Origin of the sequence: Rhizobium sp. AG207R (genome assembly GCF_027109195.1) — a bacterium.
GTDB lineage: Bacteria > Pseudomonadota > Alphaproteobacteria > Rhizobiales > Rhizobiaceae > Rhizobium > Rhizobium dioscoreae.
The window spans coordinates 164,992-186,216 of sequence record NZ_JAEPVT010000003.1 but is presented as its reverse complement, the minus strand read 5'-3'; the positions used below and the strand labels follow the sequence as shown (position 1 = coordinate 186,216).

The window sequence follows — 21,225 nt, the reverse complement described above, 5'->3', positions numbered from 1 at the left end:
CTCGCTAAAAGTTCCGCGATACAGCTTTGCGGGCCTTTCCCCTGGCCCGCCTCGAAACGGAACTCATCATGGCATCACATAAAGACGTGAAGAAAGTCGTTCTCGCCTATTCCGGCGGTCTCGACACCTCGATTATCCTGAAGTGGCTGCAGACGGAGCTCGGCGCCGAAGTGGTCACCTTCACCGCCGATCTCGGCCAGGGCGAAGAGCTGGAGCCGGCGCGCAAGAAGGCCGAAATGCTCGGCATCAAGGAAATCTATATCGAGGATGTGCGCGAAGAATTCGTGCGCGATTTCGTCTTCCCGATGTTCCGCGCCAATGCCGTCTATGAAGGCGTCTACCTGCTCGGCACCTCGATTGCCCGTCCGCTGATCTCCAAGCATCTGATCGAGATCGCCAGAAAGACCGGCGCCGATGCCATCGCGCACGGCGCGACCGGCAAGGGCAATGACCAGGTTCGCTTCGAGCTTTCGGCCTATGCGCTGAACCCGGATATCAAGATCATCGCTCCGTGGCGCGACTGGTCGTTCAAGAGCCGTACCGATCTGCTCGAATTCGCCGAGAAGCACCAGATTCCGGTTGCCAAGGACAAGAAGGGCGAAGCGCCTTTCTCCGTCGATGCCAACCTGCTGCACTCCTCTTCCGAAGGCAAGGTTCTGGAAAACCCGGCTCAGGAAGCGCCGGAATATGTGCACATGCGCACGATCTCGCCGGAAGCCGCTCCTGACAAGGCCACCATCATCAAGATCGGCTTCGAAAAGGGTGATGCCGTTTCGATCAATGGCGAGCGCCTAAGCCCGGCGACCTTGCTTGCGAAGCTGAACGAGTATGGCCGCGACAACGGTATCGGCCGTCTCGATCTCGTCGAGAACCGCTTTGTTGGCATGAAGTCGCGCGGCGTCTACGAGACCCCCGGCGGCACGATCCTGCTTTCGGCGCACCGCGCCATCGAATCCATCACGCTCGATCGCGGTGCCGCACACCTCAAGGACGAGCTGATGCCGCGCTATGCCGAGCTGATCTATTACGGCTTCTGGTTCTCGCCGGAGCGTGAGATGCTGCAGGCCCTCATCGACAAGAGCCAGGAACATGTCGAAGGCGAAGTGACGCTGAAGCTCTACAAGGGCAATGTCATGGTCATCGGCCGCGAAAGCCCGAAATCGCTTTATTCCGACAAGCTGGTCACTTTCGAAGACGACCAGGGCGCCTACGACCAAAAGGATGCGGCCGGCTTCATCAAGTTGAACGCGCTGCGCCTGCGCACGCTCGCCAAGCGCAACCTGTCGAAGTAAGGTATGAAATGAGAAATGGCCCGCTTCCGATCGCCGGAGGCGGGCTTCCTTTTTCCAGGATGGCGGCCTGGAATTAATCCACCGGCCTCAATTCCCGTTCGACTTCTGCAGGTGCTTCGGCCTTCTGAAGATTGCTGCGGAAAGCGCAGAGCGCATCATGCAGTTGCACTTGAAGATCCTCGCCGAAGCCTTGCGTCGCATTGCGCTCGACTTCGCAGACTTCACGGTCGATCTGCCGAAGCTTCGCGTCGGCAGATTCCGAAAGCACGATCCGCTTGGCGCGGCGATCGAGCGGGTCCGGCTGTCGTTCGATCAAGCCGCGTGCCTGCAGCTTGTCCAGAAAGGCGCTGACCGTCATCGGCTCCAGCCCCATCCGGGAGGCGATGTCGAGTTGGCGGCTGCCATTGATGGCGGCGACCTGCATCAGCGTCCGTGCTTCACCCGCCGTCAGCCCGAGCCCGGCGACAAGAATGCGTCGCTCGAAGGCCGCCCTGATCAGTCGGGCGCAATCGCTCACAAGAAAGGCGAGCGAATCCGTATTAATCCTGCTGTTCATAAGCGCTTCCCTACCTACGCTCTTTGTTTTTGGGCCCCACTACGTTCTTATTGATTTCATCCCACGAACACAACGGCTTCCTGGAACTTAAAACGGCCAGCTGCTTGACCGGCTTCCACAGATTGCTACTCTCGCGCGATCACCAGCGGGATCACTCATCATGACGCAATCGCTCGTTGTCGGCGCCTTCCTCGCCGCGCTTTTCTATGTGCTTATTCCCGGTCCTGCCTTTCTGGCACTCCTCGGCATAGGTGCCGGCCAGGGCCGCAAGGCGGGTGCATTCTTCGTCAGCGGCCATCTGCTCGGCGATCTCGTCTGGTCGACGCTGGCCTTGGTCGCCATCGTCGGCGCCAAGACCATCGGCACCTTCGTCTTCGACCTGCTCGGTTTGCTGTGCGGCTTCTATCTCGCCTGGATCGGCTGGAGTGCCGTGACCGCCAAGCCGAAAGGTGACGGCAAGGCGCTCGTCAATGTCGACCGCCCGTTCCGTCGCGGCCTGATCTTCGGCGTCACCAATCCGAAGGGATATCCCGTTGCGCTGGCGACCTTTACGGCGCTTGTCGCGGGCTCTGCCGGCGCATTGACCTTCAGTGCCCTGCCGCTGCTGCTGACAGTATCCTTTGCTGGGTTCATAACAGCCGACATTATTCTCATCAGCATTATCGGAGCAGGCGCTGTTCGGCGCTTCTATCGCGCGCATGAGCGGCTGATCGTGCGCTGCTCCGGCGTGCTTTTCATGGGTTTTGCGGCACAGGCGCTCTGGCATGCCACACCCGGCCTGCTCGGCTGGCGCAAGGCCTGATCCCGCTCATCAATTTGTTCGCCCCTCGCCATACCAATTCGGCGGGGCTAGCCTTATATCGTGCTTCGGTCAGATGTCTGTCGAAAGGATGCCCCGCATGTCTTCCCTTACCGCCGTCAATCCCGCGCTCACCGAATGGACCGGCCATCAGGGGCTGCCGCGTTTCGATGCGGTAAAGGATACGGATTTTGCTCCCGCCTTCGATGCGGCACTTATATCGCATGAGGCCGAGATCGACGCGATTGCCGGCAATAGCGAGGCGCCGACCTTCGCCAATACGGTGACGGCGCTGGAGATCGCTGGCGACGAGCTGTCGCGCATCTCGGCGCTCTTCTGGAACAAGGCGGGTGCGCATACGAACGAGACCATCCAGGCGCTGGAGCGCGAGATCGCGCCGAAGATGGCGCGGCATTATTCCAAGATCGGCACGAACGCGGCGCTTTTCGCCCGTCTCGATGCGCTTTGGGAAAGTCGCGAAACCCTCGGACTGACGCTTGAGGAAACCCGCGTGCTAGAGCGGCACTGGAAGGGCTTCGTCAAGGCCGGTGCCAAGCTGCCGAAGCCTGAGCAGGAGCGCCTGTCCGCCATCAACGAGAAGCTTGCCGGCCTCGGCGCGCAATTCGGACAGAACGTCCTGGCGGATGAAAAGAGCTGGGCGCTGCTTTTGTCGGAAGAGGCCGATCTTGCCGGTCTTCCCGACTATTTGCGCGAGGCAATGGCAGCGGCTGCGCGCGAACGCGGCGAGGAGGGCAAGTATGCCGTCACCCTGTCGCGCTCGATCATCGAGCCGTTCCTGACGTCTTCCGAGCGCCGCGATCTGCGCGAGCAGGCCTTCAGTGCCTGGGTGGCGCGTGGCGCCAATGGCGGCAAGACCGACAATCGTGAGATCATTCGCGAGACTCTGGCACTGAGAGCAGAGAAAGCGAAGCTGCTCGGCTATGCCAATTTCGCCGAACTCAAGCTTGATAATACCATGGCGAAGACGCCTGATGCGGTGAACGATCTCCTGATGACCGTGTGGGCGAAGGCGGCCACGCGCGCAGCAGAGGAAGAAAGGGATATTGCGGCGCTGATCGCCGAGGAAGGCCGCAACCATGAGGTCATGCCCTGGGATTGGCGGCACTATGCCGAGAAGATCCGGACCCGGAAGTTCGATTTCTCTGAAACCGAGCTGAAGCCCTATCTGCAGCTCGAAAAGATTATTGCCGCTTGCTTCGATGTCGCCGGCCGCTTGTTCGGCATCAAAGCTGTCGAGCAGAAGGGCGTTCCTGCCTACCATCCCGATGTGCGCGTCTTCGAAATCCGCGACAGCTCCGACAAGCTCGTCGCCCTCTTTCTCGGCGATTACTTCGCCCGCAGCTCGAAGCGCTCCGGCGCCTGGATGAGCTCCTTCCAGTCGCAGCACAAGCTGCCGCTGAAGAACGGCCATGTCGGCGAGCTGCCGATCATCTATAATGTCTGCAACTTCGCCAAGCCGGCGGAAGGCCGACCGGCGCTGCTGTCGCTCGACGATGCCCGCACGCTGTTCCACGAATTCGGCCATGCGCTGCACGGCATGCTGTCCAACGTCACCTATCCCTCGGTTTCGGGCACAGGTGTTTCCCGCGACTTCGTCGAACTGCCATCGCAGCTCTACGAACACTGGCTGACTGTGCCAGCAATCCTCAAGGAATATGCCGTCCACTACGAGACCGGCGCGCCGATCCCGCAGGCACTGCTCGACAAGGTTCTGGCGGCCCGCACCTTCAATGCCGGCTTCAATACGGTCGAATTCACCTCTTCGGCATTGGTCGACATGGCATTCCATACGCGCGGCGCAATTGAGGATCCGATGGCGGTACAAGCGCGGGTGCTTGCGGAGATCGGCATGCCGAAATCCATCGTCATGCGCCATGCGACGCCGCACTTTCAGCATGTGTTTTCCGGCGACGGCTATTCGGCCGGCTACTATTCCTACATGTGGTCGGAAGTGCTCGACGCTGATGCCTTCGCCGCCTTCGAGGAAACCGGCGATGCCTTCAATCCGGATATGGCGGAAAAATTGAAGGCCAACATCTATTCCGTCGGCGGCTCGATCGATCCGGAAGATGCCTATAAGGCTTTCCGCGGTAAGCTGCCGAGTCCGGATGCGATGCTGAAGAAGAAGGGGCTGGCGGCCTGATTTAACGGCCGGACACGAATTCTCGGATGCCGGATGCTCCAGCTAGCCCCGCCGTCGGTTATTAGCCTTGGGCCAAAGCCGCACAAGATAGCAATCATCCCCGTCGAGACCGTCTTCGCTAAGGGTATCGAGGCCGAATATGCTAACGCGCACGCCGAGCGGTCCCGCCTTTACTGGAAGGCGAGGAGCGTCTGGTTCGTAATCAGTCAATCCGGCCAATACGAGCTGGCCTGAGGGGCAGTCGAACTCGGCTTCGGCTACATGCTTTTCAGCGTCCAGCTCAGCAGCAGGGCGTTGATCGTGCCATTCGACGCTGACTGGCACGGTCATATTGCGCGCTGTATGGAGGATGATTGCGTAGGGTGCGACGGTAAGGCGACGCGCCAGCGACTCATCCGTGTAATTATCCGGTAGGTCGGGATGGGCTTCGTCGCGCAGATATATCTGGAAGTAATCGGCAAAAAGATCGCCCTGATACAGGATCTTAAACATGTGTGCCTCGGCGAGCTGGCAGTTGTTTTTCGGGCGGAGTGAAATTGGCATATCAGTAGCCCGAAGGCCAGCTTACCCCCGATTTATGTGACCGCGTTTCGTCTGGATCGGTTTTGCCTGTTGGTCAGGATTTATCCGAAAGCAAAGCCAACAGCTCAGCCAATTGTCCGGCTTGCGCATCATCCAGCTTATCGCCCACATGGCGTTGAAGTGCTGAGGCATAGACTGCCCACATGCGGCTGCGCATGGCGCTTCCTGCTTCGGTAATAACGACCCAGCGGCCCCGGCCGTCCTCGGAAAATATTTCGCGATGAACAAGACCGGCCTTTTCCATCCGGTCGAGAAGGCGGGAGAGATTATGCTGGGCGAGAAGCGTGCGCTCCTCGATCTCATAGGGCCGCAACTTTCCTTCCGTGGCTTGCGTCAGCTCCCATAGCACGTCGTACCAGCCGAGGGACGGCAGGCCGGCTACCTTCAAATCCTGCTCGATCGCCGCAAGGACGATGTGTTGCGTGCGCATGAGGCGAACCCACGCTCGCGTGACCGCGGCGGAGGGTTTTGAAGGGGTGGCATCTGAACAATCGGACATGGATGCAATTACATCTATGTTGACCACGCTGGCAAGTCTGGATATAGATGCAATTACATCTATCTCGAACGCGACCCAGGAGATTTGATTATGTCCGACCCAAAACTGGTCCTTGTCAGCCATTACCTTTGCCCCTACGTCCAGCGAGCAGCCATCACACTTGCTGAAAAGGCCGTGCCATTTGAGATCCGCTATGTCGACCTGTCGGCAAAGCCCGACTGGTTTCTGGCTATTTCCCCGCTCGGCAAAGTTCCGTTGCTGATCGTGCGGCAGGAGGACGGAGTGGAAACGGTTTTGTTCGAAAGCGCGGTGATCTGCGAATATCTCGAGGAAACCCAACCCGGCGCTCGGCTTCACCCGGCAGATCCGCTGGCGCGTGCCCGCCATCGCGGCTGGATGGAATTCGGCTCTTCCATTCTTTCAGATTTGTGGGGATTCGAGACCGCCAGGGACGAAGGAACCTATGAGGCCAAGCGTAAGGCGCTGATCGATAAATTTGCTCGTGTCGAGGCGGAATTGGGAAACGGTCCCTTTTTTGCCGGACAGGCATTCAGCCTCGTCGATGCAGTTTTTGCGCCGATCTTCCGTTACTTCGATGTGTTCGATACCATCACATCGACCGGCGTTTTTGACGGCCTACCGCGTGTCAAGGCATGGCGCACAGAGCTGGCGTCGCGGCAAAGCGTGCGAGGTGCGGTGACGCACGACTATCCCGAGCGCCTGAAGGCTTTCCTGCTCAATCATGATGCGTTCTTACTGAAACATGCCGCCTGACGGGATTGCGCAAATCCCGATCGAGGCGATTGCGCGCATCTGAACTGGCGACGTGGTAGAAGAGAGTGCGCCTGTCTGAGCGTCTAAGACTGAAGTGCGAGGCACGAAAAGCCGGCATTCAGCCCCTTTCTTGCCTCCCCCCTTTCGCATTCGCGAAAAAAAGGGTATGAGCGCGCCAAATGCAATTGGCGTGTTACTGAAACACTGCGCCCCAGCCTCAGAGATTAAGACATATGGCACTTCGCAACATCGCGATCATCGCGCACGTTGACCATGGGAAAACCACCCTCGTCGACGAGCTCCTGAAGCAATCCGGCTCGTTCCGCGAGAACCAGCGCGTTGCCGAACGCGTTATGGACTCGAACGATCTGGAAAAGGAGCGCGGCATCACCATTCTTGCCAAGGCGACGTCGGTTGTCTGGAAGGACACGCGCATCAACATCGTCGACACCCCCGGCCACGCCGATTTCGGCGGTGAAGTCGAGCGCATTCTCTCGATGGTGGATGGCGCGATCGTTCTCGTCGATGCTGCCGAAGGCCCCATGCCGCAGACGAAGTTCGTCGTCGGCAAGGCGCTCAAGGTCGGCCTGCGTCCGATCGTTGCGATCAACAAGATCGACCGCCCGGATGCCCGCGCAGACGAAGTCATCAACGAAGTCTTCGATCTCTTCGCCAATCTCGACGCCACCGACGAACAGCTCGATTTCCCGATCCTCTACGGTTCTGGCCGTAACGGCTGGATGAACTATTCGCCTGATGGCCCGAAGGAAGAGGGCCTTGCGCCGCTACTCGACCTCGTCGTCAAGCATGTTCCGGAGCCGACCGTCGGTGAAGGCCCGTTCCGCATGATCGGCACGATCCTGGAAGCCAACCCCTTCCTTGGCCGCATCATCACCGGCCGCATTCATTCAGGCTCGATCAAGCCGAACCAGGCTGTCAAGGTTCTGGGTGCCGACGGCAACCTCATCGAAACCGGCCGTATCTCGAAGATCCTCGCCTTCCGCGGCATCGAGCGTCAGCCAATCGAAGAAGCGCAGGCAGGCGACATCGTCGCTATCGCCGGCCTTTCCAAGGGCACGGTCGCCGATACCTTCTGCGACCCGCAGGTCAGCGAGCCGCTGATCGCTCAGCCGATCGACCCGCCGACCGTCACCATGTCCTTCATCGTCAACGATAGCCCCTATGCGGGCACCGAAGGCGATAAGGTCACCTCGCGCGTCATCCGCGACCGCCTCTTCAAGGAAGCCGAAGGCAACGTCGCGCTGAAGATCGAGGAAGCCGAAGGCAAGGATTCGTTCTACGTTTCGGGCCGCGGCGAATTGCAGCTCGCAGTTCTGATCGAAACCATGCGCCGCGAAGGCTTCGAGCTTGCCGTCTCGCGTCCACGCGTCGTCATGCACAAGGATGAGAACGGCCAGCTGCTCGAGCCGATCGAAGAAGTCGTCATCGACGTCGATGAAGAGCATTCCGGTATCGTCGTGCAGAAGATGTCCGAGCGTAAGGCTGAAATGTCCGAGCTGCGTCCTTCTGGCGGCAATCGCGTCCGTCTCGTCTTCCTGGCGCCGACCCGCGGCCTCATCGGCTATCAGTCGGAACTCCTGACCGACACGCGCGGCACGGCCGTCATGAACCGCCTGTTCCATGACTACCAGCCCTACAAGGGTGAGATCGGCGGCCGCGTGAACGGCGTGCTGCTCGCCAATGAAGCCGGCGAAGCCGTGGCCTACGCCCTGTTCAACCTGGAAGACCGCGGCCCGATGATCATCGACGCCGGCGAGAAGGTCTATGCCGGTATGATCATCGGCATCCACTCGCGCGACAACGACCTTGAAGTCAACGTGCTGAAGGGCAAGAAGCTCACCAACATCCGCGCCGCCGGCAAGGACGAAGCCGTGAAGCTGACGCCGCCGATCCGCATGACGCTCGACCGCGCGCTTTCCTGGATCCAGGACGACGAGCTGGTGGAAGTGACGCCGAAGTCGATCCGCCTCCGCAAGATGTATCTCGATCCGAACGAGCGCAAGCGTTACGAGAAGGCCCGTCTGGCCTGATCATCCTAACCGAGCAATGCATTCGACCCCGGCCTTCATGCCGGGGTTTTTATTTGTATGTTCGGTTTTTGAGCCCTTGTCCTAAAGGTTAAAAAACCGTTAATTTTTGTTGACGATCCACGGATAAAGCCTGTGGGCAAGTCTGCCATCTTTATGAATGAGGATGGTTAATTCGCATCGGTAAGACCAGAGTAGACGTTATGAAGACGTTGTCGATTGATGTTCGGCGGGCAGAACCCCATGATGCCCGAGCCATTTCAGAGGTGCACCGCCAGTCGTGGCAGTACACCTATGCCGGCATCATTCCGCATCGCGCCCTTGGCCAGATGATCGAGCGTCGTGGCGAAGCCTGGTGGCGCAAGGCGACAAGTGGCCCCGCGACGCTGCTGGTTCTGGATGTCGCCGGTGAGATCGCAGGCTATGCCACGCTCGGCCTCAATCGCGCCCGCGCACTGCCCCAGGAAGGCGAGATCTACGAACTCTATCTGCGCCCGCAATATCAGGGCCTCGGCCTCGGGCGCATGCTGTTCGGCGAGGCGCGCAGGCTGTTGAAGTCGCTTGGCTGCAAGGGGCTGGTCGTCTGGTGCCTCGAGGAAAACGAGAATGCCTACCGCTTCTATCGCGGGCAGGGCGGTGCGGATTTCTGTGAGGGCATCGAAACCTTCGATCACAGGCAGCTGCGCAAGATCGGCTTCGTCTGGCCCTGAGCGGCGCTGTGGCGCTCCTTAATCTGCCGCATGTTTTTTGCCTAATCGATTCCATTTAAGGAATCATGCAGTAAATCGACCTCTTTCCCGATGTGTTGTTGCGTTGCGGCATGAAACCGATTATTTGGCTGGCGGCAACCATCCTTATTTAGGGGACAAGCATGCGTATCGACGCGATTTCCATTGGCAAGAACCCGCCCGAAGACGTCAACGTCATCGTTGAAGTGCCGGTCGGCGGCCATCCGATCAAGTACGAAATGGACAAGGACGCCGGCACGCTGGTCGTCGACCGTTTCCTCTACACGCCGATGACCTATCCGGGCAATTACGGCTTTGTCCCGCACACGCTCTCCGAAGACGGCGACCCGATCGACGTTCTGATCGCCAGCACCCGTCCGCTGGTGCCGGGCTGCGTCATCAATGTTCGCCCGATCGGCGTGCTGAAGATGGAAGACAATTCCGGCAAGGACGAGAAGATCATTGCCGTTCCCTCGCCGAAGCTGACGCTGCGCTACGAAAAGGTCAAGGAATATACCGACCTGCCGGAGATCACGCTGAAGCAGATCGAGCACTTCTTCGAGCACTACAAGGATCTCGAGCCCGGCAAGTGGGTGAAGATCTTTGGCTGGGGCGGCTCCAAGGAAGCCGGCGAACTGATCATCGAAGCTATCGCCCGCGCCAAGAAGGAAAAGGCCTGATCAGGCCTTCGTTATAGCGTTTAATTTCTTCATCAAATCCTCCGGCTCGCCCTCGATCCGGAGGATTTTTTTGCGCGCCGTGTCGCCGCTGACGATGCTAAGCGTGGATTTGGGAATGCCGAGGCTCTTTGAAAGCAGGGCGATCAGCGCCTTGTTGGCCTTGCCTTTTTCGGGTGCTGCCGAAACGCGCGCCTTCAAATAGCATTCGCCGTCGGCGCCCGTTTCCAACCCATCGATCGCATCACGCCCGCCATTGGGCGTGAGCCGCACGGAAAGCCTGACGTGATCCGGAAAGGTCTGCCAGGCTTTGCTCACCGCAGGAACATGGGGACGATCGAATTCCACATCAGCGAGCGGATGAAGAAGATGATGAGCAGCAGGATGACCGGCGAGATATCGATGCCGCCGAGGTCAGGCAGAATGCGGCGGATCGGGCGTAGGGCCGGCTCGGTAACCGCATAAAGGAAGTTGCCGACGGAGTTGACGAATTGATTGCTCGAATTGATGACGTTGAACGCATAGAGCCAGGAAAAGATGGCGCTGGCGATCAAGATCCAGGTATAAAGATTCAAAGCCAGATCAATGGTTTGAAATAAGGCGAGCATATCCGTCTCCAATTCGCGGTTGACAGACATGTAGACATTGGCGACTAAACGGGCAAGTCCCATGCTCCGAAGCATGTTGAATCATGTTTAAAAGGCCGGCATTTGCGCTAGCGGCCAGGTCGGAAAGTCTCGTTCCATGTCGTTCGCTGTCAGCGGAGACCGGTTTGCCGCCTTCAGGCACGTTGCCTATATTTATTTCTTCTTCGCACGGTTTTTGACGGCCTTTGCCACGCAGGTCGTCAGCGTCTCCGTCGGCTGGCAGATGTATGAGCATACCGGCCAACCGATCTATCTCGGTCTGATCGGTCTCGTGCAGTTCCTGCCGTCGCTGTTGCTGATCCTGGTGACGGGCACGGTTGCGGACCGCTACAACAGGCGGCGGATTTCCGCGATCTGCATTTTCGTCGGCACCCTTTGTGCGGCTGCCCTGCTGTTCCTGACCGTATCTGGCACCTTCGCGCCGCTGCCGGTATTTCTGATCCTCACGGTCTTCGGCATAGAACGCGCCTTCATGACGCCGGCCATGCAGTCGCTTGCGCCCAATCTGATCCCGCCCGAAGACCTGACGAACGCGATCACCTGGAACTCGATGTCGTGGGATGCGGCCGCCATCCTCGGTCCTGTTGCCGGCGGCCTGCTTTACGGCGTCGGTGCCAATGTCGCCTATACCGTTGCCGTGCTTTTCTTTGCGGCCGGCTCGGTGCTGACCTTTCTGATCCCGAAACCGCAGCAGCGGGTTGCGCATGAGCGGCGAAGCCTCAATGAAATGCTCGCCGGTTTCCGTTTCATCTGGTCGGAAAAAGTGGTGCTCGGTGCGGTCTCGCTCGATCTTTTCGCCGTGCTGCTCGGCGGCGCGGTCGCGCTGATGCCCATCTATGCGCGCGATATCCTGACGCTCGGGCCTTGGGGTCTCGGCATGCTGCGCGCGGCGCCAAGCTTCGGCGCGATCGCCATGGGCCTTTTCCTGGCAACCTATCCTATCCGCAATCGCGCCGGTATCTGCATGTTTGCCGGCGTTGCCATGTTCGGCTTGGGAACCCTGATCTTCGGCATCTCGCATACGCCGTGGCTGTCGATAACAGCTCTCGCCGTCATGGGCGCATCCGACCTGATCTCCGTCTATGTCCGCGAAACGCTGATTACGCTCTGGACTCCGGATCACGTGCGCGGCCGCGTCAATGCCGTCAACATGGTCTTCGTCGGTGCGTCGAACGAGCTCGGCGAATTCCGCGCCGGCACCATGGCGCATTATTTCGGTGCGATTCCCGCCGTTGTCATCGGAGGACTTGGCACACTGGCCGTCGCCATCCTTTGGGCCACAGGTTTCCCGCAGCTGCGCCGCATCGACAGCCTGAACGCGCCTGATCGTGACGGCGAGCCGCAGCCGGCTTGAGGATTGCGCGATGACAAGGAAGCCGGATCGATACAATTCGTTTTCGGCGCTTCGCGAGCATGAAATCGAGGGCTTCGGCTATCGTATCCACTTCGAGGATCGATCATCGCATGTCGCCGTCATCGCTCCCCATGGCGGTTTCATTGAGCCCGCCACATCCGAAATCGCTCTGGCGATCGCCGATGAGAGGTACTCACTTTATCGTTTCGAAGGGCTCGATGCGGCGAGGCTTCATCATGAGCTGCACATCACCGCCGAAAAATTCGATGAACCGATAGCAAACGGCCTGGTGTCCAGTTCGTCGATCGTCGTCGCCGTTCATGGGCGAACGGATCGGGATGATCCGCTGACGAGCTGGATCGGCGGTCTCGACACATCGCTTCGCGACCGGATCGTCGAAGCGTTGCGGCTCAATGGTTTTGCGGCGGCGGCGAGAGTGAAAGGGGAGGCGCTTGCCGGAGCTTCCACCGGCAATATCTGCAATCGCGGCAAGCGGCAGGCCGGCGTCCAGCTCGAAATTCCGAGAGGCGTCAGGGATATTCTCATGAAAGACGCACAAAAGATGGAGCGATATGCGTCTGCGATCCGTAGCGCGATCGATGAATTCGATCGCGTGCTTTCGTCAGGCGAGGGCCTTTAGGCGGCCATCGCCTGCTTGCCCTCGAAGACGAGATCGAGGAATTCCGATAGCCAGGCCTTGAGAGCTGCGTCAAAGATCATGCGGCCTTCGAGATGCTCGCGGCCCTGCTGGGCGTTCGGCATGCAGAAGCGGTGCTCGCCATGCACGACCCAGCGCTGCATCATGGCGCGTGTGAGCTCGGCATGAAACTGCAGACCCCAGGCATTGGCGCCATAGCGATAGGCCTGGTTGGGATAGGTCTCCGCTGTCGCGAGCAGATCGGCGCCATGCGGCAGCTCGAAGCCTTCGCGATGGAAATGATAGACCATTTGCGGCCAACGCATCAGTAACCGGCCTTTTTCCGTCGGCTGCAGCGCATACCAGCCGATTTCGGTCTTGCCGTCGTCGCGCGGCTTCACCTTGGCGCCGAGATGGCGGGCGAGCAGCTGTGCCCCGAGGCAGATGCCGAGATAGGGGCGGTTTTCCTTGAGCGGTACTTTCAGCCAGTCGGTCTCGGCCTTGATGAAGTCATCCGGGTCGTTGGCGCTCATCGGGCCGCCGAAGATGACGGCGCCGGCATGTGCTTCGAGCGTCGAGGGCAGGGGATCGCCGAGGACCGGATGGCGGATATCGAGATCGTAGCCTTTCTCCAGCAGCATCTGGCCGACGCGGCCGGGGCTGGAACGCTCCTGATGCAGGACGATCAATATAGGGCGGCCGGCGCTCTTCGGCGCTTCAATCATCATTGCCTGTCTCCACCCTCGGGCCGGGTGCGCGTGCGGCTGCTTCCTGGCGCTTCATGATGCGCTCGCGATCGGAAATGCCCATGAGGTCGGCGATCCGCCAGATTGCATGATCTTCCATCTCACTGCGCTCGCCGTCGGCATAGACGATGTCCCAGAGGATGCCGAGCAGTTCGAGCCGCTGGGTGCCGTCGAGATGACGCTTCAGATCCGAGGTAAAGCGATAATAATCGACCGCCTCGCTTTCCGCTTCCTCGCCGGCAGCGATCAGCTGGTCGAGCTGGCGCCCATCGAGACCATATTGGTCCTTCAGGAGCTTGCGCAGCCGTTTCTTTTCGCTGTTCTCGATCTTGCCGTCCGCCTCCATGACCTGGATGCACAGGGCCGCCACCGCGACACGCGGGTCGTCGGGTGCGAAGCCGGATCTGGGGTGGTCCTGGGTCAGGTTATGAAGGAATTCCTGAAAGCGTTCGAACATGCGTCTCCATTCTCAAAACGGGCCGAGCAGGGTTCTTGGGGCACCATGCTCTATTTTTTTATCTTCCCGCAATTCCGGACGTAAAACCGCCGCGCAGTTTTGCCGGAATTGCTCTAAAACAGCTTGAGCCGCGTCTTGGGTTCCGGTTCAAGCTTATGATCCTTCACGCCCGGATCATCAGGCGCACCACCGAAGAAGGGCCGGGGTTCCTCACCCTGCTGCACCGGCTTTGGCGCGGCCTCGGAGGGGCTTAAAGCGGGTTTCGCCACGGCAGGTTCCAATTCCATGACATAGGTATCGGCGGCCGGCGATGCAACTTTCGGTGAACTTGGCTTTGCCGCCGTGGTTGCGGTGGCGGCCTCGCGCACCGGCGGCAGCGATTTCAGCGCCGCATCGACCGACACCGTGGAGCCTTCTTCCACCGGCCCATCGATCTGGCCGAAAGGCGCCTTCCATTCGAAGGCATCGAGACGGCCCGTGATCGGCGACAGCGGCAGCCATTTTTCCGAGACGAAGCCATCGGCAACCCAGGCCGGATCGCGCGGCGCGCGTAGCGCCTGCGCCATCCAGTGGCGGATGCGGCCCTGATCGCCGGTTTCGGCCTCTTCGATATCGGCAAGAAGCAGGAAAGCGCCTTCGCGCGCATCGATCCTTGCGGCTGCTTCTGCCTTGGCACGAGCCTTGGCAAAATCGCCGGCATCCATCGCCGCCTTTGCGGTCAACAGCAGAGCTTCGACATTGTTCGGGCGGATCGCCTCCAGCCGCTCGGCGCGCTTCAAACGGTCAAGAACGGAATCGCCACTGCGAGCTCGCACATAGGCCCTGCCGACTTCGGGATGCGGCTGCGCCTTCCAGACCTGCTCGAGGATGGAGGCAGCCTTGCGCACCTTGTCTTCACGGAACAAGGCCTTGGCCGCGATCAGCGCTGCGGGCACGAAATCGTCCACAAGCTTCAACGCCGCCAAAGCATCGTCGCGCGCGCCTGTCGGATCGCTCTCCAGCTTGTCGTTGGCGCGGGCCGTCAGCAGCACGGCGCGTTGACGGTTGGCCGTGGCCTTGTCGACGACATGAGCGACCTTCTGCTGGTCCAGCAGCTTGATGGCATCATCCCAGCGGCCGGCCTGGCTGCGATATTCCAACGTCGCCTGCGCCGCCCATGGCAGGTAGGGCGCCTGGTCGGCGGCCTTTTCGGCATATTGCCGCGCCGCTTCATGGGCGCCGAGGCGCTTGGCTTCGAGATAGAGGCCGCGCAGGCCAAGCTCGCGCGTTTCCGGATCATTGGCCATCTGTTCGAACTTCTGACGAGCCTCGTCATGCTTGCCTTCGATCAGGGCAGCCTGGGCTTCAAGCAGGTTGATGAGCGGCTCCTGATCGGCGCGGATGAGGCCGCGGCTGCGCGCCGCCATCTTGCGGGCGAGCAGCGAATTGCCGGCACCGGCGGCGATCAGGCCCGTCGACAACGCTTGATAGCCGCGATCGCGCTTGCGGGCGCGGAAATAGCGAGTAACGGAATAGGGCGAAGTCCAGATCAACCGCACGAACCACCAGACGATCATGACGGCGGCCACGATCGCAATCAGGATCGCGGCGGCCACGATCAGTTTCGTCTGGTAAAGCTGCCCTTCCCAAACCAGCGAGAGATCGCCGGGGCGATCCGCGAGCCACGAAAAGCCATAGCCGAGAGCCAGAACGAGAATGGCGAAGATAAGCAGTCTGATCATTGCTACACTCCGTCCTTAGTTCTGTTTCCCGGTATTGGCGATCGCCTTCGACAGGGCATCGCTTACCAGGTCCTCAACGCGGATGCGGGCTTCCAGAGATTGCTTGAAGGCGGCCGATGCGGATTTTCCGGCATCGGGCAGACTGTTCCACTCGGTCACCGCGCCCGGCAGATCGCCGTTCCTGACCTTGTCCTCGAAACGCGCGGCGATGGCATCGATGCTGTCGCCGGGCACATTGCCGACGGGGCGGACTTGCACCAGCGATTTCGCTCCCGACATCAGCCGGCTGCTCCAGCTCTGGTTCGGATCGTCGGTCTGCGCGGTGGCGACGATTGCGGTCGCGACATCGGAAACCTGGCGGATCAGGTCGGCACGGGAGGGCACGCCGGTCTGGGCGAAATTCTTGAGATCTGCAACGGCTGGATCGTCCGGCGCAACATTGGCAAAGGTGTCGAGCTCAGGCTGGAAGGGGCCGCCGCGGTCGATTGCCGCCTTCAACGCTGCAGCTGCGATGGCGCGGGCAACCGCGCTTTCCTGGCTCGGTCCGCTCAACTTCTTTTCAGCGTCGTCAAGACGCTTGCTGACTTCGGCATCTGAGGTTGCCTGGCTCTGCGTTGCCTTGCTGAGATCCGATTTCAGCTGCTCCACCTCGCTGGTGAGCGAAGCGATCTTCTGGTCGGAGGCGGGATTAGGGATGCCAGCCGAGCCATTTGCCGAAGCGCCGTTGGCAGCGCTCGCCTCAAGTGCTGCGACGCGGGCCGTCAGTGCTTCGTCCGGCTTTGCGGTTGGTGCGGCGGCGAGATTGGCGATGCTCTGCTTGAGACCGTCGATCTCCGCATTCAGTGCGGCAATCTCGGTTGAGTTGTCCTTGCCTGTGCGACCGCCAGGCAGGAAGCCCGCATATTGCAAGGCGCCGGCGCAAATGAGGGCGATCAGGCCGCCGGTGATGCCGGCCGCGATAAGGCCTGATGTCGAACCCTCGCGCGACGGCGGACGCTCGGTATGAGGCGGATGGTCGGCATGGGACGGTGGAGGATCGGCCTGCTGCGCAGCGGCCGTTTGCGCCTCTTGCGGTGCGGCGCCGAAGATCGACTCCTGAGCTTCTTCGCGAAATGGCTCCTTCTCCGCTTCCAGCGGCATTTCCACTTCATCAGCCGAGGAGCCGCCAAGCTCGCCATGGCTGCGCTCAGTCAAATCTTCGGGAGCTGCGTCTTGCGCAGTTTTTTCGGCTTCCAGATCAATCGTGACCGGTTCGTCGTTGGGCTTCGAATGGTTAGGCGTTTTTCGCGATACCATGAGGTCCTCTTTATCATGCGCTGCAACGAAGTTAGACAGACAAGGCGATTATGGAAAGGCCTTACATCAAAATTGCGACCTTACGCGTGGATCAGAAGCGCCATAAGCCGGTCTTCATTCGGCATGTCGGCAATATCGACATGGGATCGCATCGGCTCCGGAACTGCGCTGGCGATGGTTTCGCTCAGGCAGAGAAATCGTGTTTCAGCAAGGATGCCGGGGTTGTGCCGAACGAATGGCAGGCTGAAAAAGCGTTTCGCCGTCTCATGGGAATAGAGCAGTACGGCGTCCGCGCGGGTGTCGGCGAAAAGCCGGCGAAGAATGTTGTCGTCTGGGACGATATTCTGCATCCGGTAGCATTCGATGGTCAGGAAAGGCAGGTGTCGCTCAGCTAGTCCGGCTTCGAAGCCGGCCGCTCGCGGAGAGCCTGCAAGATAGAGAAGGGGGCCGTCGTTCAGGCCTGAAGGATGGCCGGAGATCATGACGGCAAGCTCTGTGCCGCCGCCTTCGGATATGGCGATATTGCTGAATCCGAGATCAGCCGCTTCTTTGGCTGTCGCCTTTCCCACGGCAAAGAGGCGACGACCAAGATGAGGCGCAAGATCGGAATCCAACAGCGAAAGCGCCCGGATCGCCTCGGCGCTGGTAACGGCGACGGCGCCCTGCGTGGCAAGAAGCGCTCGTCTCGCCTCCTCGGCATCGTGGACAGGTTCGGCCAGCGGCAGCAGCAGGGGTTCATGTCCCATCTGCGCCAGCCGCCGCATGGTGCGCTCACCCGAATGCTGAGGGCGGGTGACGACGACGCGCATCCTTTGTCAGGTCCAGTCTTCGAAGAAGGTGCTGCCGGCTTCGGCGCGGATCGCCTGGCCGGCATTGATTCCGAGCGCCTCGGCATCGCGGCGGTGGCCCTCGATCGTGGTCGTGTGTACCTGCTTGCCATCCGGGGTGAGGATCATGCCGAAGAAGCGCAGATGATCGCCTTCGCAAATTGCGTAGCCGGCTATCGGTGTGCGGCAGGAGCCGTCGAGAGCGGCCAGGAAGGCGCGTTCGCAGGATACGGCATCGAAGGTCGGCGCGTCATTGACGGCGGCGAGCAGATCATTCATCCGCGCGTCGTCGATGCGGCTTTCGATTGTGATCGCGCCTTGCGCGGGCGCCGGCGGGAATTCGTCCGGGTCGAGAATATCGGTGATGACCTCGACCATGCCGAGCCGCTTCAGGCCGGCCAGCGCCAGCAAGGTCGCGTCGGCCTGCCCCTCTTCCAGCTTGCGCAGGCGCGTCTGGACGGAGCCGCGGAATGTGATGACATTGATATCAGGGCGCAGACGGCGGATCAGTGCCTGGCGGCGCAGCGACGCAGAGCCGACGGTAGCGCCGTGCGGCAGCTCGATCAATTTCGGCGCGGTGCGGCCGATGACGGAATCGCGGATATCTTCGCGCGGCAGATAGGCGGTGAGCGCCAAGCCTTGGGGCAGTTTCGTCGCCATGTCCTTGGCCGAGTGTACGGCGAAGTCGAGTTCGCCCGAGGTCAGCTTTTCTTCCAGTTCCTCGGTGAACAGGCCTTTGCCGCCGATTGCCGCGAGCGACCGGTCGGTGATGCGGTCGCCCTTGGTGGTGAGAACGACGATTTCGAACATCTCCTCCGGAAGGCCATGGGCCGCCATCAGGCGGTCGCGCGCTTCTCGCGCCTGGGCGAGCGCCAGCGGGCTACCCCGCGTGCCGATCCGGAAAGGTTTTGTTTGCATCCGCTTTGATCCGTTGTTACCGACAGTTCCCGTAACCATATTTCCGCTTTATCGCAATCGACCTGTAGGCAACGAACTTTCTCCATGGCATCCGTTCTTCGTATTCTCGGCATCGAAACAAGCTGCGACGAAACCGCTGCGGCCATTGTCGAGCGCCAGGATGACGGCACGCCCAATGTCTGTTCCGATGTCGTCCTCAGCCAATTGGACGAGCATAGCGCCTACGGCGGCGTCGTGCCGGAAATTGCCGCGCGTGCGCATGTCGAGGCGCTCGATACGCTGATCGACGAAGCATTGAAACGCGCCAATGTGTCGCTCTTAGACGTCGATGCCATTGCCGCCACATCCGGTCCCGGCCTCATCGGCGGCCTGCTCGTCGGTCTGATGACCGGCAAGGCGATCTCACGTGCGACAGGCAAACCATTATACGCCATCAACCATCTGGAAGGCCATGCCCTGACCGCGCGGCTGACGGACGGACTTGCCTTTCCCTATCTCATGCTGCTCGTTTCCGGCGGCCATACCCAGCTGATCCTGGTGCGCGGCGTTGGCCAATATGAGCGCTGGGGCACGACCATCGACGATGCGCTCGGCGAGGCCTTCGACAAGACGGCCAAGCTTTTGGGGTTGCCTTATCCCGGCGGCCCGGCCGTAGAGGCAGCCGCCAAGAATGGCAATCCGGACCGTTTCGATCTTCCGCGGCCGCTGGTCGGCGAGACGCGCCTCGATTTTTCCTTTTCCGGCCTGAAGACGGCGGTACGGCAGGCGGCGACGGCGATCGCGCCTGTCACGGAGCAGGATATCGCCGATATCTGCGCCTCCTTCCAGAAGGCAATCTCGCGCACGCTGAAGGATCGCATTGGCCGAGGCCTGCAGCGCTTCAAGGCGGAGTTTCCGAAGACGGCGGAACAGCCGTCGCTTGTCGTGGCCGGCGGTGTCGCTGCCAATCTCGAACTGCGTCGCACGCTGCAGGAGCTTTGCGACGCCAACGGTTTCCGTTTCATCGCGCCGCCATTGAGGTTGTGTACGGACAATGCTGTCATGATCGCCTGGGCTGGATTGGAGCGTATGGCAACGGGTGCGGCGCCTGACGATCTCGATGTGCAGCCGCGCTCGCGCTGGCCGCTGGATCAGAAGGCGGAAACTCTGCTCGGGCACGGCAAACGAGGAGCAAAGGCATGAGCGGCAACGAGCGGATCGCAGTCATCGGCGCCGGCGCTTTCGGTACGGCGCTCGCAGCCGTCATTGCATTGACCGGCCGTAGCGACGTCACCCTCGTCGGGCGAAAAGCCGGCCTGATGGCGGATCTTGCAGCCGATCGCATGCATGATGCCGTCCTGCCGGGGATTGCGCTTCCGGATTCTTTGAAGTTCTCGGCCGAGGCGGATGCCGTTTCCGATGCGGACATCGTCCTCTTTGCCATGCCTTCGCAGGCGCAGGCCGATGCTGCCAAACATTATGGGCCTTATCTTGCCAAGGATGCCGTCGTCGTCACCTGCGCCAAGGGTATCGACAAGGTTTCCGGCGATCTGTTGACCGACATGCTGGAGCGCGAACTGCCGGAGCATGTCATCGCCGTTCTCTCCGGGCCGGGCTTTGCCTCCGACATCGCCAAAGGCCTGCCGACTGCCATGGCGATCGCCGCTGCAGACATGGCGGTGGCGGAACGGCTTGCACAGGCGATTTCCGGTCCGACCTTCCGTCTTTACGCCTCGGACGACCGTATCGGCGTGCAGCTCGGGGGGGCGCTGAAGAATGTCCTCGCGATTGCCTGCGGTATCGTCGAGGGTCGGGGTATCGGCGATTCCGCCCGTGCGGCGCTGATCAGCCGCGGCCTTGCCGAGATGTCGCGCTTCGTTGCGGCCAAGGGCGGCAAGGCTGAAACCGTGCGCGGCCTATCGGGTCTTGGCGATCTCGTGCTGACGGCGACCAGCCATCAATCCCGCAATCTGCGTTTCGGCATTGCCCTTGGTAAAGGAGAAACGGTTGACCCAACGCATGGCACGCTGGTCGAAGGCGCCTATGCCGCATCCATTGCCGCACGGCTTGCCCAGGAGCTCGGCGTTGACATGCCGATTACCGACGCGGTGTCCGCCATCATCGACGGCAAGCTCGACATAGCCACAGCCATCGGGCAATTGATGACGCGGCCGATCACCACGGAATAGTTTCTGGGGAATATTTTCTGAATATCTGAAGGAGCCAAGCAATGCTGTTTGCCTTTGTCTGCAAGGACAAGCCCGGTCACCTGAATGTCCGCATGGAGACGCGCCCGGCGCATTTGGAACATCTGAATAAGCTCAATGCCGAGGGCACGCTGAAGATGGCGGGTCCGTTCCTCGACGCGGAAGGCAAGCCGAATGGCAGCCTCGTGATCGTCGAGGCGGAAAGCATCGAAGCGGCCAAGGCGCTTGCCGATGCCGATCCCTATACGAAGGCCGGCCTGTTCGAGAGCGTCGAGATCAAGCCGTTCAACTGGGTCTTCAACAAGCCGGAGGCATGA

At 60.6% G+C, this 21,225-nt stretch carries 23 protein-coding genes; 12 read left to right on the top strand and 11 right to left on the bottom strand.

Features of this window, described 5'->3' with window-relative positions:
- Positions 1-68 precede the first annotated feature (68 nt).
- A complete protein-coding gene (locus JJQ51_RS08405; protein WP_269244551.1) occupies positions 69-1,292 on the top strand; it encodes an argininosuccinate synthase in 1,224 nt (407 codons plus the stop codon).
- Positions 1,293-1,365: 73 nt separating this feature from the next.
- Here the strand turns inward: JJQ51_RS08405 and JJQ51_RS08400 are convergent, their stop codons facing one another.
- Positions 1,366-1,848: a MarR family winged helix-turn-helix transcriptional regulator gene (locus tag JJQ51_RS08400; protein ID WP_113330724.1), complete on the bottom strand. Its 483-nt coding sequence runs from the start codon at positions 1,846-1,848 to the stop codon at positions 1,366-1,368.
- A gap of 160 nt (positions 1,849-2,008) precedes the next feature.
- On the opposite strand from JJQ51_RS08400, the gene JJQ51_RS08395 reads away from it, so the two are divergent.
- Entirely contained in the window at positions 2,009-2,650 is a 642-nt protein-coding gene (locus JJQ51_RS08395; RefSeq protein ID WP_113330723.1) for a LysE family translocator, read from the top strand.
- Positions 2,651-2,747: 97 nt separating this feature from the next.
- Positions 2,748-4,811 carry a M3 family metallopeptidase gene (locus tag JJQ51_RS08390; protein WP_269244550.1) on the top strand — a complete coding sequence of 688 codons (2,064 nt, stop codon included), beginning with the start codon at positions 2,748-2,750 and terminating at the stop codon, positions 4,809-4,811.
- A 42-nt stretch (positions 4,812-4,853) separates the two neighbouring features.
- Here the strand turns inward: JJQ51_RS08390 and JJQ51_RS08385 are convergent, their stop codons facing one another.
- Positions 4,854-5,303: a hypothetical protein gene (locus tag JJQ51_RS08385; RefSeq protein ID WP_269244549.1), complete on the bottom strand. Its 450-nt coding sequence runs from the start codon at positions 5,301-5,303 to the stop codon at positions 4,854-4,856.
- Between the two features lie 124 nt (positions 5,304-5,427).
- Positions 5,428-5,892, bottom strand: coding sequence for a MarR family winged helix-turn-helix transcriptional regulator (locus JJQ51_RS08380; RefSeq protein ID WP_183809888.1), 465 nt, complete (start codon positions 5,890-5,892; stop codon positions 5,428-5,430).
- A gap of 90 nt (positions 5,893-5,982) precedes the next feature.
- Here JJQ51_RS08380 and JJQ51_RS08375 point away from each other — a divergent pair, with 90 nt between their 5' ends.
- The 4 genes from JJQ51_RS08375 (at position 5,983) to ppa (ending at position 10,122) form a co-directional block, all read left to right on the top strand.
- Entirely contained in the window at positions 5,983-6,666 is a 684-nt protein-coding gene (locus JJQ51_RS08375) for a glutathione S-transferase family protein (RefSeq protein WP_183809707.1), read from the top strand.
- Between the two features lie 233 nt (positions 6,667-6,899).
- Positions 6,900-8,717 (top strand): translational GTPase TypA, encoded by a 1,818-nt coding sequence (typA, locus tag JJQ51_RS08370; RefSeq protein ID WP_113330720.1) that lies wholly within the window; start codon positions 6,900-6,902, stop codon positions 8,715-8,717.
- A 200-nt stretch (positions 8,718-8,917) separates the two neighbouring features.
- Positions 8,918-9,424, top strand: a complete 507-nt coding sequence (locus JJQ51_RS08365) for a GNAT family N-acetyltransferase (RefSeq protein ID WP_069613362.1) — start codon at positions 8,918-8,920, stop codon at positions 9,422-9,424.
- 161 nt (positions 9,425-9,585) lie between these two features.
- Positions 9,586-10,122, top strand: coding sequence for an inorganic diphosphatase (gene ppa, locus JJQ51_RS08360; RefSeq protein ID WP_269244548.1), 537 nt, complete (start codon positions 9,586-9,588; stop codon positions 10,120-10,122).
- Here the strand turns inward: ppa and JJQ51_RS08355 are convergent, their stop codons facing one another.
- Positions 10,123-10,437, bottom strand: a complete 315-nt coding sequence (locus JJQ51_RS08355; RefSeq protein WP_269244547.1) for a DUF167 domain-containing protein — start codon at positions 10,435-10,437, stop codon at positions 10,123-10,125.
- Positions 10,434-10,757, bottom strand: coding sequence for a YggT family protein (locus JJQ51_RS08350; protein ID WP_113330717.1), 324 nt, complete (start codon positions 10,755-10,757; stop codon positions 10,434-10,436). The genes JJQ51_RS08355 and JJQ51_RS08350 overlap by 4 nt, the downstream gene beginning before the upstream one ends.
- A gap of 106 nt (positions 10,758-10,863) precedes the next feature.
- On the opposite strand from JJQ51_RS08350, the gene JJQ51_RS08345 reads away from it, so the two are divergent.
- Positions 10,864-12,120, top strand: coding sequence for an MFS transporter (locus JJQ51_RS08345; RefSeq protein WP_269244546.1), 1,257 nt, complete (start codon positions 10,864-10,866; stop codon positions 12,118-12,120).
- Positions 12,121-12,130: 10 nt separating this feature from the next.
- Positions 12,131-12,760 carry a poly-gamma-glutamate hydrolase family protein gene (locus JJQ51_RS08340; protein ID WP_269244545.1) on the top strand — a complete coding sequence of 210 codons (630 nt, stop codon included), beginning with the start codon at positions 12,131-12,133 and terminating at the stop codon, positions 12,758-12,760.
- On the opposite strand, the gene JJQ51_RS08335 is transcribed toward JJQ51_RS08340, so the two are convergent.
- From JJQ51_RS08335 to hemC, 6 genes are all read right to left on the bottom strand, one after another.
- Complete coding sequence (locus JJQ51_RS08335) at positions 12,757-13,482, bottom strand: glutamine amidotransferase (protein ID WP_183809890.1); 726 nt, start codon at positions 13,480-13,482, stop codon at positions 12,757-12,759. The two genes, JJQ51_RS08340 and JJQ51_RS08335, sit on opposite strands and share 4 nt — an antisense overlap.
- The gene (locus JJQ51_RS08330) at positions 13,475-13,960 is read right to left on the bottom strand and encodes a tellurite resistance TerB family protein (RefSeq protein ID WP_269244544.1); all 486 of its coding nucleotides are present in this window, start codon (positions 13,958-13,960) and stop codon (positions 13,475-13,477) included. Before JJQ51_RS08330 ends, JJQ51_RS08335 begins: the two co-directional genes overlap by 8 nt.
- A gap of 113 nt (positions 13,961-14,073) precedes the next feature.
- Positions 14,074-15,681 carry a heme biosynthesis protein HemY gene (locus tag JJQ51_RS08325; protein WP_269244543.1) on the bottom strand — a complete coding sequence of 536 codons (1,608 nt, stop codon included), beginning with the start codon at positions 15,679-15,681 and terminating at the stop codon, positions 14,074-14,076.
- 15 nt (positions 15,682-15,696) lie between these two features.
- On the bottom strand, positions 15,697-16,977 hold the full coding sequence (locus JJQ51_RS08320) for a COG4223 family protein (RefSeq protein ID WP_269244542.1): 1,281 nt from the start codon (positions 16,975-16,977) through the stop codon (positions 15,697-15,699).
- 80 nt (positions 16,978-17,057) lie between these two features.
- A complete protein-coding gene (locus JJQ51_RS08315) occupies positions 17,058-17,786 on the bottom strand; it encodes a uroporphyrinogen-III synthase (RefSeq protein ID WP_269244541.1) in 729 nt (242 codons plus the stop codon).
- A gap of 6 nt (positions 17,787-17,792) precedes the next feature.
- Positions 17,793-18,722 carry a hydroxymethylbilane synthase gene (gene hemC / locus JJQ51_RS08310; RefSeq protein WP_145636077.1) on the bottom strand — a complete coding sequence of 310 codons (930 nt, stop codon included), beginning with the start codon at positions 18,720-18,722 and terminating at the stop codon, positions 17,793-17,795.
- Between the two features lie 84 nt (positions 18,723-18,806).
- On the opposite strand from hemC, the gene tsaD reads away from it, so the two are divergent.
- Genes tsaD through JJQ51_RS08295 form a run of 3 tightly spaced genes read left to right on the top strand, consistent with a single transcriptional unit; the run spans position 18,807 to position 21,225 of the window.
- Positions 18,807-19,904 (top strand): tRNA (adenosine(37)-N6)-threonylcarbamoyltransferase complex transferase subunit TsaD, encoded by a 1,098-nt coding sequence (gene tsaD, locus JJQ51_RS08305; protein ID WP_269244540.1) that lies wholly within the window; start codon positions 18,807-18,809, stop codon positions 19,902-19,904.
- Positions 19,901-20,890, top strand: coding sequence for an NAD(P)H-dependent glycerol-3-phosphate dehydrogenase (locus JJQ51_RS08300; RefSeq protein WP_269244539.1), 990 nt, complete (start codon positions 19,901-19,903; stop codon positions 20,888-20,890). The genes tsaD and JJQ51_RS08300 overlap by 4 nt, the downstream gene beginning before the upstream one ends.
- Positions 20,891-20,931: 41 nt before the next feature.
- Positions 20,932-21,225, top strand: coding sequence for a YciI-like protein (locus JJQ51_RS08295; protein WP_113330709.1), 294 nt, complete (start codon positions 20,932-20,934; stop codon positions 21,223-21,225).

Bases quoted from the DNA above. Each gene is read 5' to 3' on its own strand.
- JJQ51_RS08405 (WP_269244551.1), top strand. From the start codon at position 69: ATGGCATCACATAAAGACGTGAAGAAAGTCGTTCTCGCCTATTCCGGC.
- JJQ51_RS08400 (WP_113330724.1), bottom strand. From the start codon at position 1,848: ATGAACAGCAGGATTAATACGGATTCGCTCGCCTTTCTTGTGAGCGAT.
- JJQ51_RS08395 (WP_113330723.1), top strand. From the start codon at position 2,009: ATGACGCAATCGCTCGTTGTCGGCGCCTTCCTCGCCGCGCTTTTCTAT.
- JJQ51_RS08390 (WP_269244550.1), top strand. From the start codon at position 2,748: ATGTCTTCCCTTACCGCCGTCAATCCCGCGCTCACCGAATGGACCGGC.
- JJQ51_RS08385 (WP_269244549.1), bottom strand. From the start codon at position 5,303: ATGTTTAAGATCCTGTATCAGGGCGATCTTTTTGCCGATTACTTCCAG.
- JJQ51_RS08380 (WP_183809888.1), bottom strand. From the start codon at position 5,892: ATGTCCGATTGTTCAGATGCCACCCCTTCAAAACCCTCCGCCGCGGTC.
- JJQ51_RS08375 (WP_183809707.1), top strand. From the start codon at position 5,983: ATGTCCGACCCAAAACTGGTCCTTGTCAGCCATTACCTTTGCCCCTAC.
- typA (WP_113330720.1), top strand. From the start codon at position 6,900: ATGGCACTTCGCAACATCGCGATCATCGCGCACGTTGACCATGGGAAA.
- JJQ51_RS08365 (WP_069613362.1), top strand. From the start codon at position 8,918: ATGAAGACGTTGTCGATTGATGTTCGGCGGGCAGAACCCCATGATGCC.
- ppa (WP_269244548.1), top strand. From the start codon at position 9,586: ATGCGTATCGACGCGATTTCCATTGGCAAGAACCCGCCCGAAGACGTC.
- JJQ51_RS08350 (WP_113330717.1), bottom strand. From the start codon at position 10,757: ATGTCTGTCAACCGCGAATTGGAGACGGATATGCTCGCCTTATTTCAA.
- JJQ51_RS08345 (WP_269244546.1), top strand. From the start codon at position 10,864: ATGTCGTTCGCTGTCAGCGGAGACCGGTTTGCCGCCTTCAGGCACGTT.
- JJQ51_RS08340 (WP_269244545.1), top strand. From the start codon at position 12,131: ATGACAAGGAAGCCGGATCGATACAATTCGTTTTCGGCGCTTCGCGAG.
- JJQ51_RS08335 (WP_183809890.1), bottom strand. From the start codon at position 13,482: ATGATTGAAGCGCCGAAGAGCGCCGGCCGCCCTATATTGATCGTCCTG.
- JJQ51_RS08330 (WP_269244544.1), bottom strand. From the start codon at position 13,960: ATGTTCGAACGCTTTCAGGAATTCCTTCATAACCTGACCCAGGACCAC.
- JJQ51_RS08325 (WP_269244543.1), bottom strand. From the start codon at position 15,681: ATGATCAGACTGCTTATCTTCGCCATTCTCGTTCTGGCTCTCGGCTAT.
- JJQ51_RS08320 (WP_269244542.1), bottom strand. From the start codon at position 16,977: ATGGTATCGCGAAAAACGCCTAACCATTCGAAGCCCAACGACGAACCG.
- JJQ51_RS08315 (WP_269244541.1), bottom strand. From the start codon at position 17,786: ATGCGCGTCGTCGTCACCCGCCCTCAGCATTCGGGTGAGCGCACCATG.
- hemC (WP_145636077.1), bottom strand. From the start codon at position 18,722: ATGCAAACAAAACCTTTCCGGATCGGCACGCGGGGTAGCCCGCTGGCG.
- tsaD (WP_269244540.1), top strand. From the start codon at position 18,807: ATGGCATCCGTTCTTCGTATTCTCGGCATCGAAACAAGCTGCGACGAA.
- JJQ51_RS08300 (WP_269244539.1), top strand. From the start codon at position 19,901: ATGAGCGGCAACGAGCGGATCGCAGTCATCGGCGCCGGCGCTTTCGGT.
- JJQ51_RS08295 (WP_113330709.1), top strand. From the start codon at position 20,932: ATGCTGTTTGCCTTTGTCTGCAAGGACAAGCCCGGTCACCTGAATGTC.